Here is a 21,807-nt window from a genome sequence, read left to right as displayed (position 1 = left end):
GCGCGTGACCCCGGAAGTGACGAGGCTAACAGCGTGGTCGTTGTAGGAAATCTTCATCCTCTTGTACCTTCTTGGAAGGTATTTCCAGGGGGATGAGCTGTGACAGCGTTGATCATCGGAGTGGACGGCGGGGGCACCAGCACCCGATGCGTGGTCGTCGGCCAAGACGGCCGGGTCGCGGGGCGCGGCCACGCCGCGGGCGCGAACGTGGTCTCGGCCGCCGATCCGGCCGCGAACCTGCTGGCCGCGCTCCGCGAGGCCATGCGCGGGCTCGACCCCGCGCGGGTCGTCGCCGGCGTGTTCGGCCTGGCCGGATCAGGTGCCGGACGGGCCGGGAAGCTCGCCGCCGAGGCGTGGCGGGCGGCCGGGCTCCCCGGGCGGCCGTTCGTGGTGGCCGACGTGCTCGTGGCCTTCGCCGGCGCGACGGCCGAGCCCGACGGCACGGTCCTGCTCGCCGGCACGGGCTCGGTCGCGGCCCGCATCGCCGGGTGGGACGTGGTCAGGGTCGCCGACGGCCACGGCTGGCTGGTCGGCGACGAGGGCTCCGGCGTCTGGATCGGCCGCCAGGCCGTGACGGCGGCGCTGAAGTCCCTCGACGGCCGCGGCGTGCGCACCGACCTGGTCGACCGGCTCGACCTCGGCCGCTCGCCCGACGAGATCGTCTCCCGCGTGTACGCCCAGGTCGCCGACCAGGGCCCGGCCTCCCTCGGCCGGTTCGCGCCGATCGCCGACGAGGCCGCCCGCTTCGGCGACGAGGCCGCCATCGCCATCATGATCGACGCCGCCCGCCGCCTCACCGCCACCGCCCGCGCGCTCGGGCCCGGCCCCGGACCCATGGTGCTCGCCGGGTCGCTGCTCACCCAGCCGACCGAGCTGGCCCGGCTGGTCAGGGCCGAACTCGGCGACGTCGCGACCATCCCCGCCCGCGACAACGCGGCCGGGGCCGCCGCGCTGGCGCTCCGGGTGGCGTTCCCGTCGGCCGACGCGCACCGCCGGGTGATCGGGGACGCGCATGCGGCTTGAGCGGATGGCGATGAGCGTGCTCCAGCCCGGGTTCGACGGCACCGCGCCGCCCGACTGGCTGAGAAGGGCGCTCGGCGACGGCCTCGGCGGGGTCGTCCTGTTCGCCCGCAACCTGTCCGACCAGATGCGGACCGCCGACCTGGTGGCCCAGATCAGGGCCGAGAGCCCCGACGTCGTCGTGGCGGTCGACGAGGAGGGCGGGTCGGTCACCCGCCTGGAGGCGCGCGACGGCAGCTCGTGGCCGGGCAACCGGGCCCTCGGCGTCGCCGACGACGTCCACGTCACCGAGCACGTCGCCCGCCGGATCGGCCGGCTCCTCGGCACCACCGGCATCAGCCTCGACTACGCGCCCGTCGCCGACGTGAACGCCAACCCCGACAACCCCGTCATCGGCGTGCGCTCGTTCGGCGCCGACCCCGGGCTGGTCGCCCGGCACACCGCCGCCTGGGTCGACGGGCTCCAGGGGTCCGGCGTGGCGGCCTGCGCCAAGCACTTCCCCGGCCACGGCGACACGATCGCCGACTCCCACGTCGAGCTGCCGACCGTGCACGCCTCTCCCGAGGTCCTCGCCGAACGCGACCTGCGCCCCTTCCGGGCCGCGATCGACGCCGGGGTGCGGGCGATCATGGTCGGGCACCTGCTGGTGCCCGCCCTCGACGACGTGCCCGCGACGCTCAGCCACGCGGTCATGACCGGGTTGCTCCGCGAGACCCTCGGCTTCGGCGGCCTGGTGGTGACCGACGCGATCGAGATGCGGGCGGTCGCCGCCCACTGGCCGCCGGAGGAGATCGCGGTCAGGGCCCTGTCCGTCGGGGCCGACGCGGTCTGCGCGGGCATCTCGTCCGCCGACGGCTCCTCCGTGTACGCCCTCCGCGACGCCATCGTGGCCGCGGTGAGGCAGGGACGGCTCCCGGAGGAACGCCTGGCCGAGGCGTCCCGCCGGGTCGGCGAGCTGGTCGGCTGGCACGCGGGCCAGGCCGGCGCGCGGGCCGCCGCCGCGGGCGAGCCCGACGACGACCTGGGCCTGACGGCCGCCATCGCCGCCCTCCACGTGGTGGGCGAACCCCGGCTCGACCGCGCCCCGCTGGTCGTGGAGGTCACCGCCCGCCCGAACCAGGCCGCCGACAGCGGCACCCCGCCCGGCGTCGCCCGCGCGCTGGCCGAGCTCCTCCCCGGCACCCAGGCGGTCTCCGTCACCGTCGGCGACCCCCTCCCCGACCTCAGCGCCGACCGCCCCCTCGTGGTGGTCGTGCAGGACGCCGCCCGGCACGGCTGGATAAGAGAGGTGCTGGGCAGGGCCCTGGAGACCCGGCCCGACGCGATCGTCGTGGAGACCGGCCTGCCCGGCCCCCCGGCCGGCGCGGGCTACGTCGCCACGAACGGCAACTCCCGCGCCTCGGCCAGGGCCGCCGCGCGCCGGCTGGCCCACCGACCCCCCACCCCGGAGAACACGCCGGAGACCACGCCGGAGAAGGAGAGCCCCCCATGAGCGGACCGACAGCCGCGAACCTGGTGGCGAGCGTGCGGGCGGTGCTTCCCTCGCTCACCCCCTCGGTGCGGTCGATCGCCCGGCTGATCCTCGACGATCCCGCGATGGTCGCCCGCAGCACGATCACCGAGCTCAGCGCCGCCTCGGGCGCCAGCCAGGCCACGATCGTGCGGACCGCCCGCGCGCTGGGCTTCTCGGGCTACTCCGAGCTGCGCCTGGCGCTCGCGGCGGCCTCGGCGCAGACCCAGTCGCGGCAGGCGGCCGACCGGCTGGTGCCGGGCGACCTGGCCCCCTCCGACCCGCTCGCCGACGTGATCGCCAAGGTCACCCGCGCCGAGTCGGACGCCATCGCCGACACCGCCGCCCAGCTCACCCCCGAACGGCTCGCCCAGGTCGTGGACGCCGTCGTCGGGGCCAACCGGGTCAGCATGCTCGGCGTGGGGGCGTCCGGGCTGGTCGCGGCCGACATGGCGCAGAAGCTGATGCGCATCGGCCTGGCCGGGCACCCGTTCACCGACGTCCACCTCGCCCTGACGGCCGCCGCCCTGGCCGGGCCCGGCGACCTCTGGGTGGCGGTCAGCTGCACCGGCGAGACGGCCGACGTGGTCGAGCCGATCAGGGCCGCCCGCGAGGCCGGCGCGACCGTCGTCGCGATCACCAACAACCCGCGCTCGACGCTGGCCGGGCTGGCGGCCCACGTGCTGGTCTCGGCGGGCCGCGAGACCGAGTTCCGGCCCGGCGCGCTCGCCTCGCGGATCAGTCAGCTGCTCATCGTCGACTGCGTCTTCGTGGGTGTCGCCCAGCGCACCTTCAGCGCCGCCGACACCGCGCTTCGGGTCACCAAGGACGCTCTTGATCGCTACGCCGAGAGGCGTCATCGCAGCTAGATGACCCTGAGTAAAAATTAACTCCACATCCGTCGCCACGGGTGAAAAAAATTGACCTCTCCGGAAGCCGCCCGTATCGTCCAGGGAAACCGGCAACCAGGAGTAGTTCATGAGACGACTCGCGGCGATCGCAGCCGTGGCGGTGATCGCAACCGTCACGGGCACCGCGTGCAGCGGCGTGGGGGGGTCCGGCGAGGCGGGCGTCTACACCACGATCGACGGAGCCAAGCAGATCGACGCCACCGCGCCGATCAACCCGTTCAACCCGCAGGGCAACACCTTCCTCGGCTACGACGCCATGTCGCTGGCCTGGCCCAAGAACGACCCGGTCGACCCCAACCAGTTCTATCCGGGGATCGCCCAGAGCTGGACCACCACGCCCGACCAGAGCGAGGTCGTGGTGCACCTCCAGCCCAACGCGAAGTGGTCCGACGGCAAGCCCGTGACCAGCCAGGACGTCAAGACGTCGATCGGCCTGGCCTACACCCAGGGCGGCACCGCCTACGCGGTCGACCCGAAGGCCGCCGGCTCGGCGGCCGACGTGATCGTCGTCGACCCCCACACGGTGAAGGTCACCCAGGGCGCGAACAAGAGCAACACGTTCCTGCGCAACGTCCTGTCGACCGTGGTCGTCCCGGCCCACGTCTTCGGCTCGCTGCTGCCGGCCGACTTCTGGACCCAGCTCAAGCTGGCCCGGGGGAGCGGCCCCGCCGCCGAGAAGGCCAAGGCCTCGATCACGGGGCTGGCGCAGAAGGTCATCACCTTCGCCCCGCCCAAGGACGTGTCGGCCGGGCCGTTCGTGCTGGAGCGGGTGAACCCGGGCGAGGCCCTGCTCGTCAAGAACAAGCACTTCTGGGCCAGCGACAAGATCGCGCCCAACCGCGTGAAGGTGCTCAACTACACCGGCAACCAGCAGATCTGGAACTACCTGATCGCCGGACGCCTCGACAGCGCCCCCTTCACGGCGGTGCCGAGCGGCGTGCTGAACCGCATCCGGCAGACCGACGGCAACGAGGTCGTCAAGGGCTTCTCGCCGGTCGCCGTCTCGATGGCGTTCAACCAGACCAAGGCGCCCTACGACAACGTGCACGTCCGCAAGGCGCTGGCCTACCTGATCGACCGCTCGCAGGTCACCAAGGTCGCCTCGCCCGAGGGCGGCACCCCGTCGCCGACCACCACCGGCATCCACGCCGAGGCCGCCAAGTCGTGGCTCGGCGACTCGATCAACGGCCTCGACCAGTACAAGCCCGACCCCGCCAAGGCGGCGCAGGAGCTCAAGGCCGCCGGGATGAAGCAGGTCAACGGCAAGTGGACGATGCCCGACGGCTCGCCCTGGGTCGTGGAGCTGCACGTGCCGGCCTCGTTCTCCGACTGGGTCGCCGCCGCCAAGGCGATCACCAGCCAGCTCAACGACCACGGCATCCAGGCGTCGGTGCTGACCTCGGCCGACTACACGCTCTACCTCGACGAGCTGGCGGCCGGGAAGTACGACATCGGCCTGTGGCTGATGGCGCTCGGGCCCGCGCCGTACAACATCTACCAGCGCATCTACGGCTCGGCCAACGGCTGGCAGCTGCTCGCGGGCAACCTCACCCACGTGCCCCCCGGCAAGGAGGGCAACTGGATGGGCGGCCCCGAGACGCTCGACGGCGTCAACCCGGGCGCGCTGACCAACCAGCTGAACGTCGCCGACCCGGCGCAGCAGAAGCAGATCGTCGGCACCCTGGCCCGGCTGACCAACCAGAACCTGCCGATGATCCAGCTGTACGACTACGTCAACACCCAGTTCGTCAACGACAGCCGCTTCACCGGCTGGCCGCCCAACGACAGCGACGTGCTGCGCCTGTCGGCGGGCGTGTGGATGCAGCTCGGCCTGATCAAGGAACAGGGGACCCGATGAAAACCGTCGTCCGGCGGCTCTCCGGCCACCTGGCCCGCGGCCTGGCCATGATCTGGGTGGTCACCACGCTCAGCTTCGTGATCATCCGCAACATCCCGGGTGACCCCGTCAGGGGCCAGTACGAGAAGCTCATCGAACAGGGCATGTCACCCGACGCGGCCGAACGCGCCACCGCGGCCCTCTACGGCTTCCTGCCCAAGGGCAGCCTGTGGAGCCAGTACGTCGACTACCTGAACGGCCTGATCCACGGGAACCTGGGCCAGTCGCTCAGCACCCCGGGCACCGGCGTCGCGACCATCATCGGGTCGGCGGCCAAGTGGACCATCCTGCCGGTGCTCGGCGGCACGCTGCTGAGCTTCCTGCTCGGCGTGACCCTGGGCGTCTACGCGGCGATCAAGCGGTCGGGCAAGCTCGGCGACGCCCTGGCGATCTCCGGCTCGCTGCTGCACGGCATCCCGCAGTACGTCATCGGCCTGCTGGTCGTGGCGGTCTTCTCGACGCTGTGGCCGATCCTGCCCGCCGGCGGCCCGGTCGACATCGACTTCACCCCCGGCTTCAACGGGCCCTACATCGCCTCGCTGATCCAGCACGCCACGCTGCCGGTGCTCACCTACGCGCTGGCCAGCTACGGCGGGTGGATCCTGGCGATGAAGTCGAGCGTGGCGACCGTGCTCGGCGACGACTTCATCATGGCCGCCGAGCTGCGCGGCATGAGCCGGGGCATCCTGTTCCGCTACATCGCCCGCAACGCGATCCTGCCGCTGTTCACGATCCTGGCCCTGTCGCTGGGCCTGCTCTTCGGCGGCGCGATCTTCATCGAGTCGATCTTCAACTACCCGGGTCTGGGCCTGCTGCTCGTCAACAGCATCGGCGCCCGCGACTACGCGCTGATGGGCGGCACCTTCCTGGTGCTCACCGTCGCCATCGTCGTCGCCAACATCGCGGCCGACCTCCTGTACGCCGTCATCGACCCCCGAGTCCGCAAGGGAGCCGAGGCATGACCGTCACCTCTCCGGTGGCGCCCGCGCCGATCTCGCTGCGCCGCAACTTCTGGCGCGGCGTCGGGCGGGTGCTGCGGCGCAAGCCGAGCCGCATGGTCGGCGTCGCCATCGTCGTCCTGTTCGTGTTCATGGGGATCTTCGGGCCGCTGCTCTACCCGAACCCGCTGCCGCGCGACGACAACGCGCTCTACGCCTCGCCGAGCTGGGCCCACCCGTTCGGCACCGACTTCGAGGGCACCGACGTGCTCGCCCTGGTCGTCACCGGCACCCGATACGTGCTGCTCGCGGGCCTGGCCACGGCCGTGATCACGGTCGCCGTGGGCACCCTGATCGGCCTGCTGGCCGGGTTCCACCGGGGCCGGTGGGACAGCGTGCTCATGCGGCTCACCGACCTCCAGCTCACCATCCCGGGCCTGCCGCTGCTGCTGGTGCTGTCGACGGTGTGGAAGTTCACCAGCCCGATCGAGATGGGCGTCGTGCTCGGCCTGCTGGGCTGGGGCGGCATCGCCCGCGCGGTCCGGTCGCAGTCGCTCTCGCTGCGCGAACGCGGCTTCATCGAGGCGGCCAAGGGCCTGGGCCTGCCCACCCGCCACATCGTGCTGCGCGAGCTGCTGCCGCCGATGGCGCCGTACATCGCGATGAACATGCTGATCGCGGTGACCGGCGCGATCTACGCGCAGGTCGGCCTGTTCTTCCTGGGCGTGCTGCCGTTCGACGCCAACAACTGGGGCGTGATGCTCAACCTGTCGGTCTTCGGCGGCGGGGCGCTGTCGAGCACGGCCGCGCTGCCCTACCTGCTGGCGCCGCTGCTGGCGATCCTGCTGCTGACCCTCGGGATCGTGCTGGTCGTCGACGCGATGGACGAGATCTTCAACCCCCGTCTGCGTGAGGAGTAGGCCGAACATGACCAGGACTTCCGCACCCGGCGTGCGCGTAAAGGACCTCACCGTCGTCTACAAGACCCCCGCCGGGGAACTGCCCGCGCTCGGGGGCGTCTCCCTGTCGCTCGCGCCCGGCACCATCACCGGCATCGTCGGCGAGTCGGGCTCGGGCAAGTCGACCCTGGCGTTGTCGCTGCTCAACGCGGTGCAGCCGCCCGGCCGCATCAAAGAGGGCACCGTCGAGATCGACGGCCTCGGCAACGTGGTGGAACTCACGGGCGAGGAGCTGCGGCGGGTGCGCGGCCGTCAGGTCGGGTACGTCTTCCAGGCCGCCCAGAACTCCCTGAACCCGCTGAAGACCGTCGGCAAGCAGCTGCTCGACCTGGGCCGCTCCCACGACTTCGACGACCTGCCCGCCCTGCTGAAGGACGCGCGGGCGCTGCTGGGCCGCATGGGCCTCGACGGCGGCCGGGTGCTCGACTCCTACCAGCACGAGCTCTCCGGCGGCATGCGGCAGCGGGTCGGCATCATGTTCGCGCTGGTCCTCAACGCCCATCTGGTGGTCCTGGACGAGCCCACGACCGCCCTCGACATGATCACTCAGGCGGCGATCCTCAAGATCGTCCGGGACGTCCACCACGAGCGCGGCCTGACCACGCTGATCATCACCCACGACATGGGGGTCGCCGCCGAGGTCACCGACAGCCTCGCGGTCATGTACGGCGGCCGCGTCGTCGAACACGGCCCGACCACCGAGGTGCTGGGCGCGCCCCGGCATCCGTACACGAAGGGCCTGATCCGGGCGATCCCCCGGCTCTCGGGCGACATCGACGAGGCGCGGGCCCTGCCCGGACGGCCGCCCACGCTGGGCACCATCCCCAAGCAGGGGTGCGTGTTCCGCGAGCGCTGCCCGCTGCGCATCGCCGTCTGCGACACCGTCGACCCCGAGCCGGTCACCCGTGACGCCCGCACCGTCGCCTGTCACGCGGTGGGGCGGCTCGCCACCCCGGTCGTCCCGAAGGAGTATGTGTGATCACCGCGAGCGGCATCACCAAGACGTACAAGCAGCGCGGGAACATGCTCGGCGCCCGCGCGGTGCCCGCCCTGCGCGGGGTCGACTTCGCCATCGAGAAGGGCGGCGCGGTCACCTTCATCGGCGAGTCGGGCTGCGGGAAGACCACCCTCGGCCGGATCGTCGCCGGGCTGGAGAGCTACGACGGCGGCGACATCGTCATCGACGGCACCCCGATGTCGTCGCTGAAGCCCCGGCATCGCGAGCCGTTCTTCCGCCGGATCCAGCTGATCCACCAGGACCCCTATTCGGCGCTCAACCCGACCCGGACCATCCACCAGACCCTCGCCGCGCCGCTGGCCCTGCGCGCCAAGCAGACCGGCCGGGGCAAGGCGTGGATGGAGGAGCGGGCCCGCGAGCTGCTGGCCCTCGTCGGCATCGACCCCGGCTACGTGCTGCCGCGCTACCCGCACCAGCTGTCGGGCGGCATGCGCCAGCGCGTGGTGATCGCGCGGGCGCTGACCGTCGACCCCGAGGTGCTGGTCGCCGACGAGTCGGTCTCGATGATCGACGTGTCGCTGCGGCTCGGCGTGCTGGCCCTGCTGAAGGACCTGCGGGAACGGCTGAACGTGAGCGTCCTGTTCATCACCCACGACATCGCCACCGCCCGCTACATCGGCGGCGACGGCGAGCTCTACGTGATCTACCGGGGCCAGGTCGTCGAGAGCGGCCCGACCGAGCAGGTCATCTCGGGCCCGGTCCACCCCTACACGCAGTCGCTGCTGTCGGCCATCCCCGTCCTGCACGGCGTGGAGCGGCCCGGCCCCGAGCGGGTCGTGCCGACCGAGGCCCTGAACGAGGCCCACCCCGACACCGGCTGCCTGTTCGCCCGCCGCTGCCCGTTCCGCACCGACCGGTGCGAGGCCGCACTGCCCGCGCTGGTCTCCGACGGCGCGCAGGCGCACGCCTGCTACCACCCGCAGCGGCGCAACGTGATCCCGGTGGAAGCGGCGTGAAGCTCCGAGACGCGCTGATCTGGGACGCCGACGCCGCCGAGGCGCTCGTCGACCGCCTCGTCACGCCGCCGGACGGCCGCGTGTGGACGTCCTTCGCCAAGCAGGACGGCGTCGTGTTCGCCTCGATGTCCCACGGGGGAGATATCGGGCATGTCGACCTGCTGGCCGTCGACCCGGCCGCCCGGCGGCGCGGCACCGGGCGCTCCCTGGTGCTCGCGGCCGAGGAGTGGGCCCGGTCCCACGGGGCGCGGGAGATGCGGTTCGCCGGCAACCCGCCCTGTTACGCCTGGCCCGGCATCGACGTGCGGTACACGCCGGCGTTGTGCCTGGCCGACAGCCTCGGGTACGAGCGCTACCGGGCCGCCTGCAACATGACGGTCGACCTCGGCGCCGACTTCTCGGTGGTTCCGGGCGACTTCACGATCTCCGACGATCGCGCGGGGGTCGCCGACTTCATCCGGGAGAACTGGAACGAGGCCTGGGCCTGGGAGTCCGTGGAGGCCGAACGCTGCTACCACGCCCGGGTCGACGGGGAGATCGTCGGCTTCGCCGCCTGGGGGGCGCGCCCCGCCTGGTTCGGCCCCATGGGCACCACCCCGAAGGCGCGCGGCCTCGGCGTCGGCACCGCCCTGCTGCGCCGCTGCCTCGCCGACATGGCCGCCGCCGGGCTGCCCGCCGCGGAGATCGCCTGGGTCGGGCCCATCGGTTTCTACGCCAAGGCCGTCGGCGCGCGGGTCGAGCGGGTCTTCTGGCTCTATCGCAAGGAGTTCTCATGACACAGTCACTCGGCGGCCTGGTCACCGAACAGAGTGACCCCCGCCACCGCCGCATCGACGAGCTCCCCACCGAGGAGATCGCCCGCCGCATGAACGCGGCCGACGCGACCGTGCCCGGCGCGGTGGCCCTGGCGATCCCGGCCATCTCCGCCGCGATCGACGCCATCGCCGCGCGCATGTCCCGTGGCGGACGCCTGATCTACGTCGGCGCCGGCACCTCCGGCCGCCTGGCCGTCCTGGACGCCTCGGAGTGCCCGCCCACCTTCGGCACCACACCCGACCAGGTCTGCGGCATCATCGCCGGAGGCGAGGAGGCGCTGGTCAGGTCGGTCGAAGGCGCCGAAGATGACGCCGAGGCGGGCGCGCGCGCCGTCGCCGGGGTCGGCCCGCTCGACTCCGTCGTGGGCATCTCGGCCAGCGGCCGCGCCCCCTACGTCGTCGGCGCGGTCGCCGAGGCGGCCCGGCGCGGCGCGCTGACCGTCGGGTTGTCGTGCAACACCGGCGGCCCGCTGTCGGCCGCCGCCGACCACGCCGTCGAGGTCGTCGTCGGCCCCGAGGTGATCACCGGCTCGACCCGCCTCAAGGCCGGGACGGCGCAGAAGCTCGTGCTCAACATGATGTCGACCATCACGATGATCCGCAGCGGCCGCACCTACGGGAACCACATGGTCGAGATGTCGCCGACCAACTCCAAACTCGCCGACCGCGCCGCCCGCATCGTCAGCGACATCACCGGCACCGGCCTCACCGAGGCCCGCACCGTGCTGGAGGCCGCCGACCTGGAACTCAAGACGGCCGTCGTCATGATCGAACGCGCCGTCGAGGCCGACCGGGCCCGCGCCATCCTCGCCGACTCAGGAAACCGCCTGGACACCGCCCTCCACCATGCTTGACCGCCTCCTGGCCGCAGCCGTCCCGTCGGTCGCGTCGGCGGCGGTGGCCCTGGTGGCGATCGACGGCGAACCGGCGGCCGTGTCGGCGGTGGGTGAACTGATCCGGTACGCCGACGCGACCGAGACGCTTCTCGGAGACCGCCCACCTGTGGCGGTCGACTCGGTCTTCGACTTGGCGTCGCTGACGAAACTGTTCACGACGGTCGTGGCGATGTCACTGGTCGAAACCGGTCTTCTGGGCCTGGACGAGCCCGTTGCGACCTGGCTGCCTTCTTATTACGGCGATCGGCCGTCGATCACGCTGCGGCACCTGCTCACGCACACGTCGGGCCTGCCGCCGGGGCGACGGCCTGACGGGATCGCGCCGGAGTCGCGGTGGGACTTCGTGTTGTCGGCTCCTGTCACCGGACCTCCCGGTCCTTACGTGTACTCCGACGTGGGGATGATCACGGTGGGGCGGATCTGCGAGATCGTCTCCGGTACGCCGCTCGACGCGCTGGTCGAGCGGGTCGTCACGGGGCCGCTGGGGCTGACGGACACGACGTACCGGCCGGGTGCCGGGCTACTTCCTCGGATCGCCGCGACCGAATTCAAACCGGAGCGCACGGTCGTCGATGGCGGTCCAAGTGGCGTGATCGGCCAGGAGGCCGCCGAAGGGGGAGCCTCGTGCGACAGGGTGCGCGTGGGCGTCGATGGCCGTGAAATCGCCCACGTTGCCGACGACGGAGGAGCTGCGCGCGGCAGAGGGCTGACGGGCGGGGGCGTCGACGGCGGTCGTAGCGACGAGATCGCTTATGAGGCCGACGGTGGAGGAGCTGCGTGCGATAGGGAGCTCACGGGCTCGCTTTTGGGGGTTGTCGTGCGTGGTGAGGTGCATGATGAGACCGCCCACGCTCTCGGTGGGGTGGCGGGGCATGCCGGGTTGTTCGCGACGGCGGGTGATCTGTTGCGGTTCGCCGAGATTCTGCGGACCGGTGGGGCCGGAGTGCTTTCGGCGGAGTCGGTCGCGGAGATGACGCGCGATCAAGGGGTGGCGGGGGCGTCGTTCCGGCAGGGGCTCGGGTTCCGGATCGGGGATCCGGCGATCGTCGGGCCGCTCGCCGACGCCCATGGGCATTCGGGGTTCACCGGGACCTCGCTCGTGGTCGACCTCGAACGCGGGCTGACCGTGATCCTGCTGACCAACAACGTGCACCCGCTTCGCGGCCGTCCCGGCATCCGCGACCTGCGGAACGCGGTCGCCGCGTTCGCGCGTTCGCTGGTCTGATCCTTCGCGGACCGGCCATGTCGGTCTCCCCTCACCGTGGTCGGCGACTTGCCGGATGCATACCCGGTATGCATACTGAGTAACCATGTCGATCAGGCACGGGTTGCTCGCTCTGCTCAGCAGGGGGCCCCGCCATGGCTATCAGTTGCGGGTCGACTTCGAGGCGTCCACAGGGGCGACCTGGCCGCTGAACGTCGGCCAGGTCTACACGACGCTGGCCCGCATGGAGCGTGACGGCCTGGTCGCGCCGGGGGAGACCGACGACCAGGGCCGGGTCGTCTACACCCTCACCGAGGCCGGTCGGGCCGAGATGGAGCGGTGGTTCACCACGCCGGTCGTCCCGTCCGACCGGCCCCGCGACGAACTGGTCATCAAGCTGGCCATGGCCGTCGCCGCGAAAGAGGTCGACGTCGCCGAGGTCGTCCGGCGCCAGCGCACCGCCACGATGCGCACGCTCCAGCAGCTGACCCGGGCCAAACGCGACAGCACGGCGGGGCGGGCCCAGCTGCTCGTGCTCGATTCCATGATCTTTCAGGCCGAGGCCGAACAGCGGTGGCTCGACCACTGCGAGGCCGTTCTCAAGGAGGCGCCATGACCGTCGTAGCACTGGCCGGGGTGACCAGAGTGCATGGAGACGGCGAGACGGCCGTACACGCCCTGAAAGGGGTGAGCCTCCAGGTCGGCGAAGGAGAACTGGTCGCGGTCATGGGCCCGTCGGGGTCGGGCAAGTCGACCCTGCTCAACATCGCGGGCGGCCTCGACCGGCCGACGTCGGGCACCGTCCACGTCGACGGCCGCGACCTGTCCACCGTGCGCGACCTGGCGGCCTTACGCCGCCGCAGCGTCGGCTTCGTCTTCCAGGACCTCAACCTGATCGCCTCCCTCACGGCGGCCGAGAACGTCATGCTGCCTCGCGAACTCGACGGCGTACGGTCCCGGCGGGCCCGCGCCGAGGCCATGGCCGTGCTGACCGAGATCGGCGCCGAGACCCTCGCCGACCGGTTCCCCGACGAACTGTCCGGCGGCCAGCGCCAGCAGGTCGCCATCGCCCGCGCCCTGGTGGGCGACCGCCGCCTCCTCCTGGCCGACGAGCCCACCGGCGCCCTCGACACCCTCGCCGGCGACGAGATCCTCCGCTTACTGGCCGCCCGGTGCGCGGCGGGCGCGTCGGTGCTGCTCGTGACCCACGAACCCCGATACGCCGCGTGGGCCGACCGAGTCGTGTTCCTCCGCGACGGCCTGGTCGCCGACGCCACCGACGTGCCGTTCGCGAGCGCCCGATGAGCGCCTTCGTCGCCGCGCTGCGCATCTCGCGGCGCGGCGTCCGGCGGGCCCGGGGCCGCAGCGCCCTCATCGTGGTCATGATCGGCCTGCCCGTGCTGCTGATCACCGGCCTGCTCGTCCTCTACGCGACCACCACCCTCAGCGTCCAGGAGAGCCTCGGCTCCCGGATCGGGGCCGCCGACGCCCGGCTCGCCCAGCTTCCGCCGGGCGCGACGATCGAGCAGAGCCTGACCGACACCTCCTGGACGACCGACGGAGTATCCGAGCGACCGCCGGCCCAGCCCGCCGAGATCACCACGCTCCTCGGGCCGGGCAGCCGCGTGCTCCCCTTCGCCACCGGCACCCTCCGGCTGCCGTCCGGCCCGGTCGAGGCGATCGAGGTCGACCTCGACGACCCCCTCACCAAGGGTCTGCTGACACTCGACGAGGGCCGGCTGCCCCGGGCGGGCGAGGTCGTCGTGACCCCCGCCCTCGACCTGCACCCGGGCGACCTGCTGCGCCCGGCCGACGCCCCGCCGCTGAGGGTGACGGGCATCGTCGACCACCCCCACATGCCGACGATCCGGCAGGTGGCGGGCCCCGACCTGCCGATGGCGCCGCGCACCGACACTCACCCCGTGGAGGGGCCTGGCTGGCTCGCCACCGCCCCCGGCCCCGTCACCTGGGCCGACGTGGCGGAGCTCAACAAGTTCGGTCTGTACGTCGTCGCCCGCGACCTGCTCCCCAACCAGGTCTATCGCCCGGCCAGCCTGTGGAGCACCCCCCTCCCGATCGGGATCGCCGTCATCGTGCTCATGGTGATCCTGGTACCGGTCCTGCTCGCCGGCCCGGCCTTCGCGGTCGGCCTCCGCCGTCGCCGCCGCGAACTGGCCGCCATCGCCGCCCAGGGCGGTTCGCCCGCGCACCTGCGGCTGATCATGCTGGCCGACGGGCTGGTCCTGGGCGGCTTCGCCACCGTGACGGCCACCGTCCTGGGCGTCGGCGCCGGGCTGGGAACCGCACCCGTGCTCGCCCAGTTGGGCGGACAGATCGGCCCTCCCGACATCCCGTGGCGCGAGGTCCTCTACATCGCCGCGATCGGGCTCTGCACCGGGATCGTGGCCGCGCTCGTCCCGGCCCTGCAGGCGGGACGCCAGCACACCCCGACCGTGCTGGCCGGACGTGCCCCCGCCAAACCCCGTCGACCCTGGCCCCTGGCGTGGTCGCTCATCGGCGCGGCACTGGTGCTCGGCGGCCTGGTCGCCAGCGTGGCCGCGCGTCGGCAGTCCCAGCTGGTGTGGCCGTTCGTCTCCTCGCTGCCGATCCTGTTCGGCCTGGTGGCCCTGACCCCGTTCCTCGTCTGGTTCGCCGGTCGGGTCGCCGCGCGGCTGCGGCTCCCGTTCCGCATCGCGGTCCGCGACGCCGTCCGCAACCGCTCGCGTACGGTGAGCGCCGTGGCCGCCGTCATCGCGGTGACAGCAGTGGCCGTGGAGGTCGGCATCGCGACGGAAAGCCAGCGGCAGGACTACCGCCACTCCTACACGTCGGGCCGCCCGGCGGGCCTGCTGGCCGTCTGGGGCGGCACGATGCGCGACTCGACGTGGACCGAACTGCGTGCCGAGACCTCCCGCCTGCTCCCGGGCGTGCCCATGGCCCTCGGCTACCAACTCCACGACGCCGAAGGCCGCCGTTACGCTCTGCGTTACACCGCCCGCTGGAACGGCGCCCGCGTCCGCCGCACCGCCGCCGTCGGCGACCGCGACCTCCTCCGCCTCCTCCAGGGCCGCGACGACCCGGTCGCCGCAGCGGCTCTGGCGAGCGGCAAAGCGGTGGTCTTCGACCCGGCGAGCGTGCGCAACGGCAAGATCACCTTACGGGCCAACGTCGCCTCCTACCCCGACCGCCGGATCGAGGTACCCGCGGTGGTCGCCACCCCGGCCGACGAGTTCCAGGGAGGCACCCTGCTCCCGCTGTCCTTCGTCCGGCAGGCAGGCTTCACCGCTTCGCCGCGCCAGCTCTACGCGATGCACGATCTGCCCAGAGACTCCACCCTGTGGAGCGACCTGACCAAGGTCACCAAACGCGTCTCCATCGCCACCGAATCCGGTCCTCCGGACCCGAGCGGCCCGATCTGGTTGTGGATCTGGCTCGGCGCGGCAGTCTTGCTGGTCGTCGGCGGCACCCTGGCCGCCACCCGCCTGGCGGCGGCCGACATGCGCCCCGACAGAGCGACCATGCTCGCCATCGGCGCCCCACCATGGACCCTGCGCTGGACCGTCGCAGGCCAGGCCCTGTTCATCGCGGGCCTGGGCGCGGTGATCGGCCTCGGCGCGGGGACGGTCACGGGGGTGGCTCTGGCCCGGCCGATGACATCCCAAGGCAGCGGCGACCCGGCCACGATCGCGCTGCCGTGGGCGTTCCTGGCGACGCTGGTGGTGGGGCTGCCGCTGCTGGCGGCCGCGATCGCCTTGGTCTTCAGAGCCCGGGCACCACTGACGAGGAGGCTGTTGTGACCTGAGGCGACATGCGCACAGCCCGCCCGCAGTGTCGCCCGATGCGCTCGTGCAGGGATGGCGTTGGGCGCGGAGCGTGTGCTCATCGGCGTGTGGCTGGGTTTCACGCCGAATGACCAGGGATGGGCCGGGCTAGCGGCGCGCCGGTTCGGATGGCTGGGTGCCCATTGAGCGGCCGCGATGCGGGTCCGGTGGCGGGCATCGTGGTCGGGAGACTTCGGAACCCCAGGGCGAGTGGCCGGATGCCGGATCGGGTGACCCTGGCATCGGGTCGAGGTGTTGTGGAGCCTGGCCGAGCGGTCGGGAAGCGTAGTCGGGTGGCCGGGATGCCGGGCCGGGTGGCCAGGCACGGTGGTCGGAGACTGGGTCGGTGGGCAGATCCGGCCGATCGGGAAGCGGAGCCGGGTGGCCGGGTTTCCAGGGCGCGCGGCTGGATGCCGGGTCCGCTGCGCTAACTGGGGCATCCTGCTGATCGCGGGCGTCGGAGCCCACCGCCCCATCCCGGCCTCATGATGTTCATCAAGACCAGGGCGACGCCCTCGTTGTGTTCGGCTGGGATGCCGGTCGTGATGCTGGGCCGGTTAGCTGGAAGCCGAGTCGGGTGAGCCCGATGTGCCGCGCAGACTTACCGGGTAGGCCGCGTGCGCTGACAGTTCGGGCCTTGTGGTGGGGGCGGGCTCGCGTGAGGGTGGGGTTCGGCGAGATCGTGCCGGGCTGGGGGCCAAGTGAAGAAGAAGTGGAACGCGGGGCTCTGGAAGCCGCTCGCACTGGTGGCCGGGATAACGGTGCTTCCCGGCTTGGGGCATGGCATCACCGACTACCTCATCGAGGGTCCTGAGAGGATCACTCGGGAGTACCTGATGGCCCGCATCCTTGTGTACGGGGGCGCGTGGCTCGCCCTGTCTCTGCTGGTGATCAAGCTTGGGGGCAGGGCCGACGAGCCGGAGCAGAAGCCGGAGTGACCTCTGTGGGCTTCCGTGGCGGCGTACAAGGGCCGGAAAGGACACGCCGACCCGAGGGTGAGCTCGGGTCGGCGTGGGTTCTGACCGCTGGGGTCTAGTGGTACGAGTAGATGTTCGCCGCAGGGTGGTTCTCCTGCAGCTCGCGGAAGTTGCCCTCCGTGCCCCACAGGGAGCGGTAGCCCAGGACGTTCAGGCGGTGGGCCTTCGAGTGCTGGTCGAAGACGACCCAGTTCACCGGCTGGAAGTAGGTGCCCACCTCGTCCGGCGTCGTGAGGGAGCCGGTGTAGCGGTAGGTCGCGCGGTTCGCCGGGAGCATGTCGTTGAGGTGGATGCCCGTGATGGGCTTCGACGCGCCGAGGGCGGGCGGGGACTTGATCAGGCGGTCGTGCTGGGTCTGGCCGAGGAAGGTCTTGGCGTCGATCATCACGCCGAAGACCACGTAGCCGGTGCCGGTCGCCTTGGTGTGCACGAAGTGCGCCTCGAGGGGAGCGGTCGCCTGGCCGGCGAACTTGTGCTCGGCGTGGCCGTGGAAGTGCACGTTGTTCAGGTTGTAGCGCTCCCCGCCGTAGGTGATGTACGGCTGCGTGCCGCCAGCGCCGATGACGAAGCGGACGTCGTCGTGCTCGCTGATCTCACCCAGCGGGGCCTTGTCCTGGAACAGGATCGTGCCGTCGACGGAGTTCGGGTAGTGGATCGTGATCGCGGGGCCGTGGCCGGGGCACGACTTCGACCGGTCGATCTCGATCGGGCTCTGCACCGCGGCGTCGGTGCCGTGGCCGGCGCACGGCTTGACCTGGGCCTGCGCGGGGGCCGAGACCCACGTTAACGGGAGGGACAGAACTGCTGCTGCCGCAAGCGGCGCAAGACGGTAACGCACCAGTCGCCTTTCGGACGGAGGGAATGCCGGAATACGCCGTCTACGGACCGCCAACGGGGCATTGTCCGCATTTAGGACGACATAAAGGCATTGGCGAGGATAGCCCAATGAGGTGAACCGGCAGCCTGCGGGGTGGTGTTCAAAATGACCAAAAGCAGAACATTGGCGATGGGTTGCCGTGGAAGGGAAATCCGGGGCGCGGAAGGGGCCGGCGAGCGGGTGTCGGGGGTCCGGAGATCGGCCGGTGGATACTGCGGGAATGAGCAGAATGTTCGTCGCGCTGGTGCCGCCGCCCGGCGTGCTGGAAGAGGTCTCCCGGGCGGTGGCGCCGCTGCGGGACGCATGGCCTGACCTGACGTGGGTCGAGCCCGCCAACTGGCACATCACCCTGGCGTTCCTCGGCGAGGTGCCCGACCGGGTGCGGTCCGACCTGAGCACCCGGCTGGGGCGGGCGGCCGGGCATCACGAACCGCTGCCGCTGGCTTTGGGGGAGTCCGGGACGTTCACCGGGCGGGGTGGGGTGGGGGTGTTGTGGCTGGGGGTGCGGGAGCCCGGCCGACTGGCCCGGCTGGCGGGGTCGGTCGCGGCCGGCGCCCGGCGGGCGGGGGCCGGGGAGCCCGACGGGCGGCCTTTTCGGGCGCACTTCACCCTGCTCAGAAGCCGCAAGGGCGTTGACCTGCGGCCGCTGGCCGACGCCTTGAACAGCTTCGAATCGGCTTTCTGGACGGCTGACAACGTCCAGCTGTTCGTGAGCCACCCTGGGCCGCCGTTGCGGTACGAGTCCGTTGAGACCTATCCGCTGGGGAAGCCGGCTGCTGGGCCCCGGGGTGAGTGAGACCGCACGCTCCCGCATGGCAGGTGACCAGCGGCCGGCGATCAGCGGACCAGGGAACTGGTGATGGGTGGATCCACGGACTGATGACCAGGAAACCGATGAGCAGTGCCCGGCGACCCGTGATCGGCAGATCGACAACCGGCGACCCATGATCAACGATCAGCGGACTTGCGACCAGCGGAACAGGAAGTGGTGACGTAGGGGCTGGTGACCTGAGAGCGACGAGCGGTGACCAGCGGCCGGCGATCGGCGAACCAGGAACTGGTGATGGGAAGACTGACGATGGGTGGACTCACGGACTGATGACCAGGGGACCGATGAGCGGTGCCCGGCGATCCGTGATCAGCGGATCGGCAACCGGCGACCCATGATCAGCGATCAGCGGACTTGCGATCAGCGGAACGGGAAGTGGTGACGGGCGGACTGGTCACCGGGGACCGACGAGCGGTGCGTGGCGACTGGCGATCAGCGGACCAGGGAACCGGTGACTGGTGGACCCACGGACTGATGACCAGGGGACCGATGAGCGGTGCCCGGCGATCCGTGATCAGCGGATCGGCAACTGGCGACCCATGATCAGCGATCAGCGGACTTGCGACCAGCGGAACGGGAAGTGGTGACGGGCGGACTGGTGACCTGGGACCGACGAGCGGTGACCAGCGATTGGGCGATCAGAGGCCCAGTTTTGGCATTCCACGCTATCGGACTGGCGACTGTGGAATCGATGACCAGCTGCCGGTGAACTGGTTGCATGGGGTACTGGCAACCGGTGACCGATTGACTGGTGACTGGTTCGAAGTGACAGCGGCGGTTCTCTGTCGCTGACGGTCGATTCTCCTGGCTGCGCATTAGATGACGGTCATCCCGCCTTGGTGCGCAAGCTCGCCGCCGTCAGTTCTGCTTTGTTGCGGTCTGAATCCGTCTGTATTTTCCGCCTGGTGGCTGGATATCCGCTGCGAATCCAGGGCTATGCGGTGCGAGCTGAGGCTGTAATCCAGGTGGATATACGGGTGGGAGGCTCGACGTAAAAGGTGGGATGCGAGAAGCGGGTGCTCGAGTCGAGGCCACTTGATTGGCCCCCGAGTCTGATCGCCCTTTTAGCCTGTATCGCTCTCAGGCGTTTTCGGTGACCAGTTGTGGGGTGCCCTGTGCTTGAGGGTGCTCTGGTCGCAGGTGCCCCTTTCGGGCATCCTGAAGGTGTCCGGTCTTCGGCTCGCCAGCCCCGTGCGAGGGTTCTCTGTTCTCGGGCTGCGATCGCTTTCGGGTGTCGGTTCCCGGCCGCTCTGGTCCGGTCTCAGTCGGAGGGATCCTCTGTTCCGCGAGGTCGCGATCACGTTCCGAGAGGGTCGCCCTATTGGCGCACCGGCCGTCCGAAAATGCGCTTCCCTATCGCCAAAATAAACTCCCCGGAAACGCTTCCTGGACTCCCCGAACCCCGCCCCCGCCTCCAAAGTGAAGAGTTCTGTAACAATTCACCACACCCGCATGTCAAGAATTCCGTCCCACCCCAAGAATGTGAAAGTTACACGCCGCCTTGACGCCCCCAAAAGCGCTATTTAGCCTTCTCCCACCGACGCCGAAGGTGCCGAAGGAGTGGGCTTGAACCAGCCGTCCGGTCACAGCGAGCAGTGCCGATCAGGGCAGCCTCTTCCGGTTCGTCACCTCTAGTGGGGTCGTCCATGACCGACCTCAAGATCCGGTTCTCGGGCCGCCGTTCCGGCCGATGGCCCCTCACGGTGGGGCAGAAGAACGTCCTGGAGTGGATCAGGCCGGACTTTCCCGGCCCCGCCGACATTCTGTCGGCCGTGGTCCGACCCCCGCGCGCGATGACGCTCGACGCCGTCGGCGCCGCCGTCGGTGAGCTGGTAAGTCGCCACGAGGCGTTGAGAACTCTGTTGCGTGGCGGCGAGCAGGTCGTCCAGGCCGAAGGCATGGTGGTCGCCGAGGTCGTCGAGGCCACCGGGTCCGAGCGCGACTGGACGTTGTCGGGGGCGCGGCCCTTCGATCCGGCCGCCGATCTGCCGCTTCGGGTGCGGGTGGTCACGCGGGGCGGGGTGCCGTTCGTCGTCGTGCTCCATGTCTCGCACGTCGCGGCCGATCTGTCGGCGATGACCGTGTTGCGGGGCGAGCTCGCCGCGTTGCTGGCGGGGCGGGAAGTGCCACCGGCTGACTACCATCCTGCCGATCGGGCCGACTTCGAGCACAGTCCCGCCGGGCGGCGGCAGCTCGACGGGTCGATCCGCTACTGGGGGCGGCATCTGGAGGAGCGGCCGCTCTGTTCGCTCGGGCTGCCCTACCGGTTTCCCGATCAGAAGGGGCATCACCAGGTGCTCTTGGGGTCGCGGGCGGGGGCCGGGGCGGTGGCCGGGCTCGCCGCGACCACGGGGGTGCGGCCGCTGGCCGTCGTGATGGCGGCGTTCGCGGCGGTGCTGACGCGCTGGACGGGGGAATCGGGGTGCCTGCTCAACTGCCTGTGCAGCAACCGGTTCTCGCCTGAGTTGCGGGACTACGTCGGCACGATCTCGCAGGAGACCTGGATCCCGTTCACCGCGACCGCGTCGTTCCCCGAGGCCGTCGTGCGGATGAACGCCGCGGCGCTGGCCGCGTACAAATACGGGCGTTATGACTCGGCCCGGCTGAACGCTGCGATGCGGGCGGCCGAGCGGGTGCGGGGCATGCCCTGTCATCGGGACGTCGTCGTCAACAACACGACCGGGCATTCGCGGGCGATCCTGCCGGCGTCGGGGGTGGAGGCCGGGGCGGGTGACCGGAGTTTCGACGCGCCGGTCGAGTTCGACGTCTACCGGCTCGACGGGAAGCTCGGGTGCGGGCTCGGGGTCGACGCCCGGCTGGCGACCGCCGAGGAGGCCGCGGCGCTGCTCGGCGAGGTCGAGCGGCTGATGATCGCGGCCGCCGACGGGGAGGTTCGCCTCGACGACTTCGGGATTCCCCCGGTGGAGCGGGGGGCGGGCTGGGCGCGGGCCGGGTCGTCCTGGGTCGACGTCGCGGGGGTGCAGGAGGTCGCCGACCTGGCGCTCGGCTCGGGGGTGGCCCGCGTCGGGGTCGTGGACGGGCGGCTGGAGGCCCGTGTCGGGGCCGGGCTCGACGCCTCCGTCGCGGGGGAGAAGGTGCTCGCCGAGATCGTGCGGCAGACCCGGCACGGCGTGGTCGCCCCCGGCTCTTGGTTAGCGCACGGTTAACGCCTCGCTGAT

The 21,807-nt window shown here is 71.2% G+C and carries 18 protein-coding genes; 17 read left to right on the top strand and 1 reads right to left on the bottom strand.

Annotated elements, in window-relative coordinates:
* The first annotated feature begins 99 nt into the window (after positions 1 to 99).
* From AW274_RS01610 to AW274_RS01540, 15 genes are all read left to right on the top strand, one after another.
* A complete protein-coding gene (locus AW274_RS01610) occupies positions 100 to 1,023 on the top strand; it encodes an N-acetylglucosamine kinase (protein ID WP_232319934.1) in 924 nt (307 codons plus the stop codon).
* On the top strand, positions 1,013 to 2,512 hold the full coding sequence (locus AW274_RS01605; RefSeq protein ID WP_062428584.1) for a glycoside hydrolase family 3 protein: 1,500 nt from the start codon (positions 1,013 to 1,015) through the stop codon (positions 2,510 to 2,512). Before AW274_RS01610 ends, AW274_RS01605 begins: the two co-directional genes overlap by 11 nt.
* Positions 2,509 to 3,399, top strand: a complete 891-nt coding sequence (locus AW274_RS01600; protein WP_062428582.1) for a MurR/RpiR family transcriptional regulator — start codon at positions 2,509 to 2,511, stop codon at positions 3,397 to 3,399. The genes AW274_RS01605 and AW274_RS01600 overlap by 4 nt, the downstream gene beginning before the upstream one ends.
* A 109-nt stretch (positions 3,400 to 3,508) precedes the next feature.
* Positions 3,509 to 5,299 (top strand): ABC transporter substrate-binding protein, encoded by a 1,791-nt coding sequence (locus AW274_RS01595; RefSeq protein WP_062428580.1) that lies wholly within the window; start codon positions 3,509 to 3,511, stop codon positions 5,297 to 5,299.
* On the top strand, positions 5,296 to 6,300 hold the full coding sequence (locus AW274_RS01590; RefSeq protein WP_062428578.1) for an ABC transporter permease: 1,005 nt from the start codon (positions 5,296 to 5,298) through the stop codon (positions 6,298 to 6,300). The genes AW274_RS01595 and AW274_RS01590 overlap by 4 nt, the downstream gene beginning before the upstream one ends.
* Positions 6,297 to 7,196 carry an ABC transporter permease gene (locus AW274_RS01585; RefSeq protein WP_062428577.1) on the top strand — a complete coding sequence of 300 codons (900 nt, stop codon included), beginning with the start codon at positions 6,297 to 6,299 and terminating at the stop codon, positions 7,194 to 7,196. The genes AW274_RS01590 and AW274_RS01585 overlap by 4 nt, the downstream gene beginning before the upstream one ends.
* Positions 7,197 to 7,203: 7 nt before the next feature.
* On the top strand, positions 7,204 to 8,214 hold the full coding sequence (locus AW274_RS01580) for an ABC transporter ATP-binding protein (RefSeq protein WP_062428575.1): 1,011 nt from the start codon (positions 7,204 to 7,206) through the stop codon (positions 8,212 to 8,214).
* Positions 8,211 to 9,209, top strand: a complete 999-nt coding sequence (locus AW274_RS01575) for an ABC transporter ATP-binding protein (RefSeq protein WP_062428573.1) — start codon at positions 8,211 to 8,213, stop codon at positions 9,207 to 9,209. Before AW274_RS01580 ends, AW274_RS01575 begins: the two co-directional genes overlap by 4 nt.
* Positions 9,206 to 9,985, top strand: a complete 780-nt coding sequence (locus AW274_RS01570; protein WP_232319933.1) for a GNAT family N-acetyltransferase — start codon at positions 9,206 to 9,208, stop codon at positions 9,983 to 9,985. Before AW274_RS01575 ends, AW274_RS01570 begins: the two co-directional genes overlap by 4 nt.
* Complete coding sequence (murQ, locus tag AW274_RS01565) at positions 9,982 to 10,878, top strand: N-acetylmuramic acid 6-phosphate etherase (RefSeq protein ID WP_062428571.1); 897 nt, start codon at positions 9,982 to 9,984, stop codon at positions 10,876 to 10,878. Before AW274_RS01570 ends, murQ begins: the two co-directional genes overlap by 4 nt.
* A complete protein-coding gene (locus AW274_RS38755; protein WP_062428569.1) occupies positions 10,871 to 12,145 on the top strand; it encodes a serine hydrolase domain-containing protein in 1,275 nt (424 codons plus the stop codon). Before murQ ends, AW274_RS38755 begins: the two co-directional genes overlap by 8 nt.
* Positions 12,146 to 12,230: 85 nt before the next feature.
* Positions 12,231 to 12,740 (top strand): PadR family transcriptional regulator, encoded by a 510-nt coding sequence (locus AW274_RS01555; protein WP_062428567.1) that lies wholly within the window; start codon positions 12,231 to 12,233, stop codon positions 12,738 to 12,740.
* Positions 12,737 to 13,429: an ABC transporter ATP-binding protein gene (locus AW274_RS01550; RefSeq protein WP_062428566.1), complete on the top strand. Its 693-nt coding sequence runs from the start codon at positions 12,737 to 12,739 to the stop codon at positions 13,427 to 13,429. The genes AW274_RS01555 and AW274_RS01550 overlap by 4 nt, the downstream gene beginning before the upstream one ends.
* A complete protein-coding gene (locus tag AW274_RS01545) occupies positions 13,426 to 15,921 on the top strand; it encodes an FtsX-like permease family protein (RefSeq protein WP_062428564.1) in 2,496 nt (831 codons plus the stop codon). The genes AW274_RS01550 and AW274_RS01545 overlap by 4 nt, the downstream gene beginning before the upstream one ends.
* Before the next feature lie 725 nt (positions 15,922 to 16,646).
* Positions 16,647 to 16,883, top strand: a complete 237-nt coding sequence (locus AW274_RS01540) for a hypothetical protein (protein ID WP_157519714.1) — start codon at positions 16,647 to 16,649, stop codon at positions 16,881 to 16,883.
* 94 nt (positions 16,884 to 16,977) lie between these two features.
* Here AW274_RS01540 and AW274_RS38750 read toward each other — a convergent pair whose 3' ends face one another.
* Positions 16,978 to 17,760 carry a carbonic anhydrase family protein gene (locus tag AW274_RS38750; RefSeq protein WP_198168978.1) on the bottom strand — a complete coding sequence of 261 codons (783 nt, stop codon included), beginning with the start codon at positions 17,758 to 17,760 and terminating at the stop codon, positions 16,978 to 16,980.
* Positions 17,761 to 18,019: 259 nt separating this feature from the next.
* Here AW274_RS38750 and thpR point away from each other — a divergent pair, with 259 nt between their 5' ends.
* A complete protein-coding gene (thpR, locus tag AW274_RS01530) occupies positions 18,020 to 18,595 on the top strand; it encodes an RNA 2',3'-cyclic phosphodiesterase (protein WP_062428561.1) in 576 nt (191 codons plus the stop codon).
* A gap of 1,679 nt (positions 18,596 to 20,274) precedes the next feature.
* Positions 20,275 to 21,795, top strand: coding sequence for a condensation domain-containing protein (locus AW274_RS01525; protein ID WP_062428560.1), 1,521 nt, complete (start codon positions 20,275 to 20,277; stop codon positions 21,793 to 21,795).
* The last annotated feature ends 12 nt before the right edge of the window (positions 21,796 to 21,807 follow it).

The sequence above is a fragment of the Herbidospora daliensis genome, assembly GCF_001570585.1.
In the GTDB taxonomy this organism is placed as follows: domain Bacteria; phylum Actinomycetota; class Actinomycetes; order Streptosporangiales; family Streptosporangiaceae; genus Herbidospora; species Herbidospora daliensis.
The sequence above is the reverse complement of the archived record's forward strand: the minus strand, read 5'-3'. Positions and strand labels throughout refer to the sequence as shown.

Bases quoted from the DNA above. Each gene is read 5' to 3' on its own strand.
- AW274_RS01605 (WP_062428584.1), top strand. From the start codon at position 1,013: ATGCGGCTTGAGCGGATGGCGATGAGCGTGCTCCAGCCCGGGTTCGAC.
- AW274_RS01600 (WP_062428582.1), top strand. From the start codon at position 2,509: ATGAGCGGACCGACAGCCGCGAACCTGGTGGCGAGCGTGCGGGCGGTG.
- AW274_RS01595 (WP_062428580.1), top strand. From the start codon at position 3,509: ATGAGACGACTCGCGGCGATCGCAGCCGTGGCGGTGATCGCAACCGTC.
- AW274_RS01590 (WP_062428578.1), top strand. From the start codon at position 5,296: ATGAAAACCGTCGTCCGGCGGCTCTCCGGCCACCTGGCCCGCGGCCTG.
- AW274_RS01585 (WP_062428577.1), top strand. From the start codon at position 6,297: ATGACCGTCACCTCTCCGGTGGCGCCCGCGCCGATCTCGCTGCGCCGC.
- AW274_RS01580 (WP_062428575.1), top strand. From the start codon at position 7,204: ATGACCAGGACTTCCGCACCCGGCGTGCGCGTAAAGGACCTCACCGTC.
- murQ (WP_062428571.1), top strand. From the start codon at position 9,982: ATGACACAGTCACTCGGCGGCCTGGTCACCGAACAGAGTGACCCCCGC.
- AW274_RS38755 (WP_062428569.1), top strand. From the start codon at position 10,871: ATGCTTGACCGCCTCCTGGCCGCAGCCGTCCCGTCGGTCGCGTCGGCG.
- AW274_RS01555 (WP_062428567.1), top strand. From the start codon at position 12,231: ATGTCGATCAGGCACGGGTTGCTCGCTCTGCTCAGCAGGGGGCCCCGC.
- AW274_RS01550 (WP_062428566.1), top strand. From the start codon at position 12,737: ATGACCGTCGTAGCACTGGCCGGGGTGACCAGAGTGCATGGAGACGGC.
- AW274_RS01545 (WP_062428564.1), top strand. From the start codon at position 13,426: ATGAGCGCCTTCGTCGCCGCGCTGCGCATCTCGCGGCGCGGCGTCCGG.
- thpR (WP_062428561.1), top strand. From the start codon at position 18,020: ATGAGCAGAATGTTCGTCGCGCTGGTGCCGCCGCCCGGCGTGCTGGAA.
- AW274_RS01525 (WP_062428560.1), top strand. From the start codon at position 20,275: ATGACCGACCTCAAGATCCGGTTCTCGGGCCGCCGTTCCGGCCGATGG.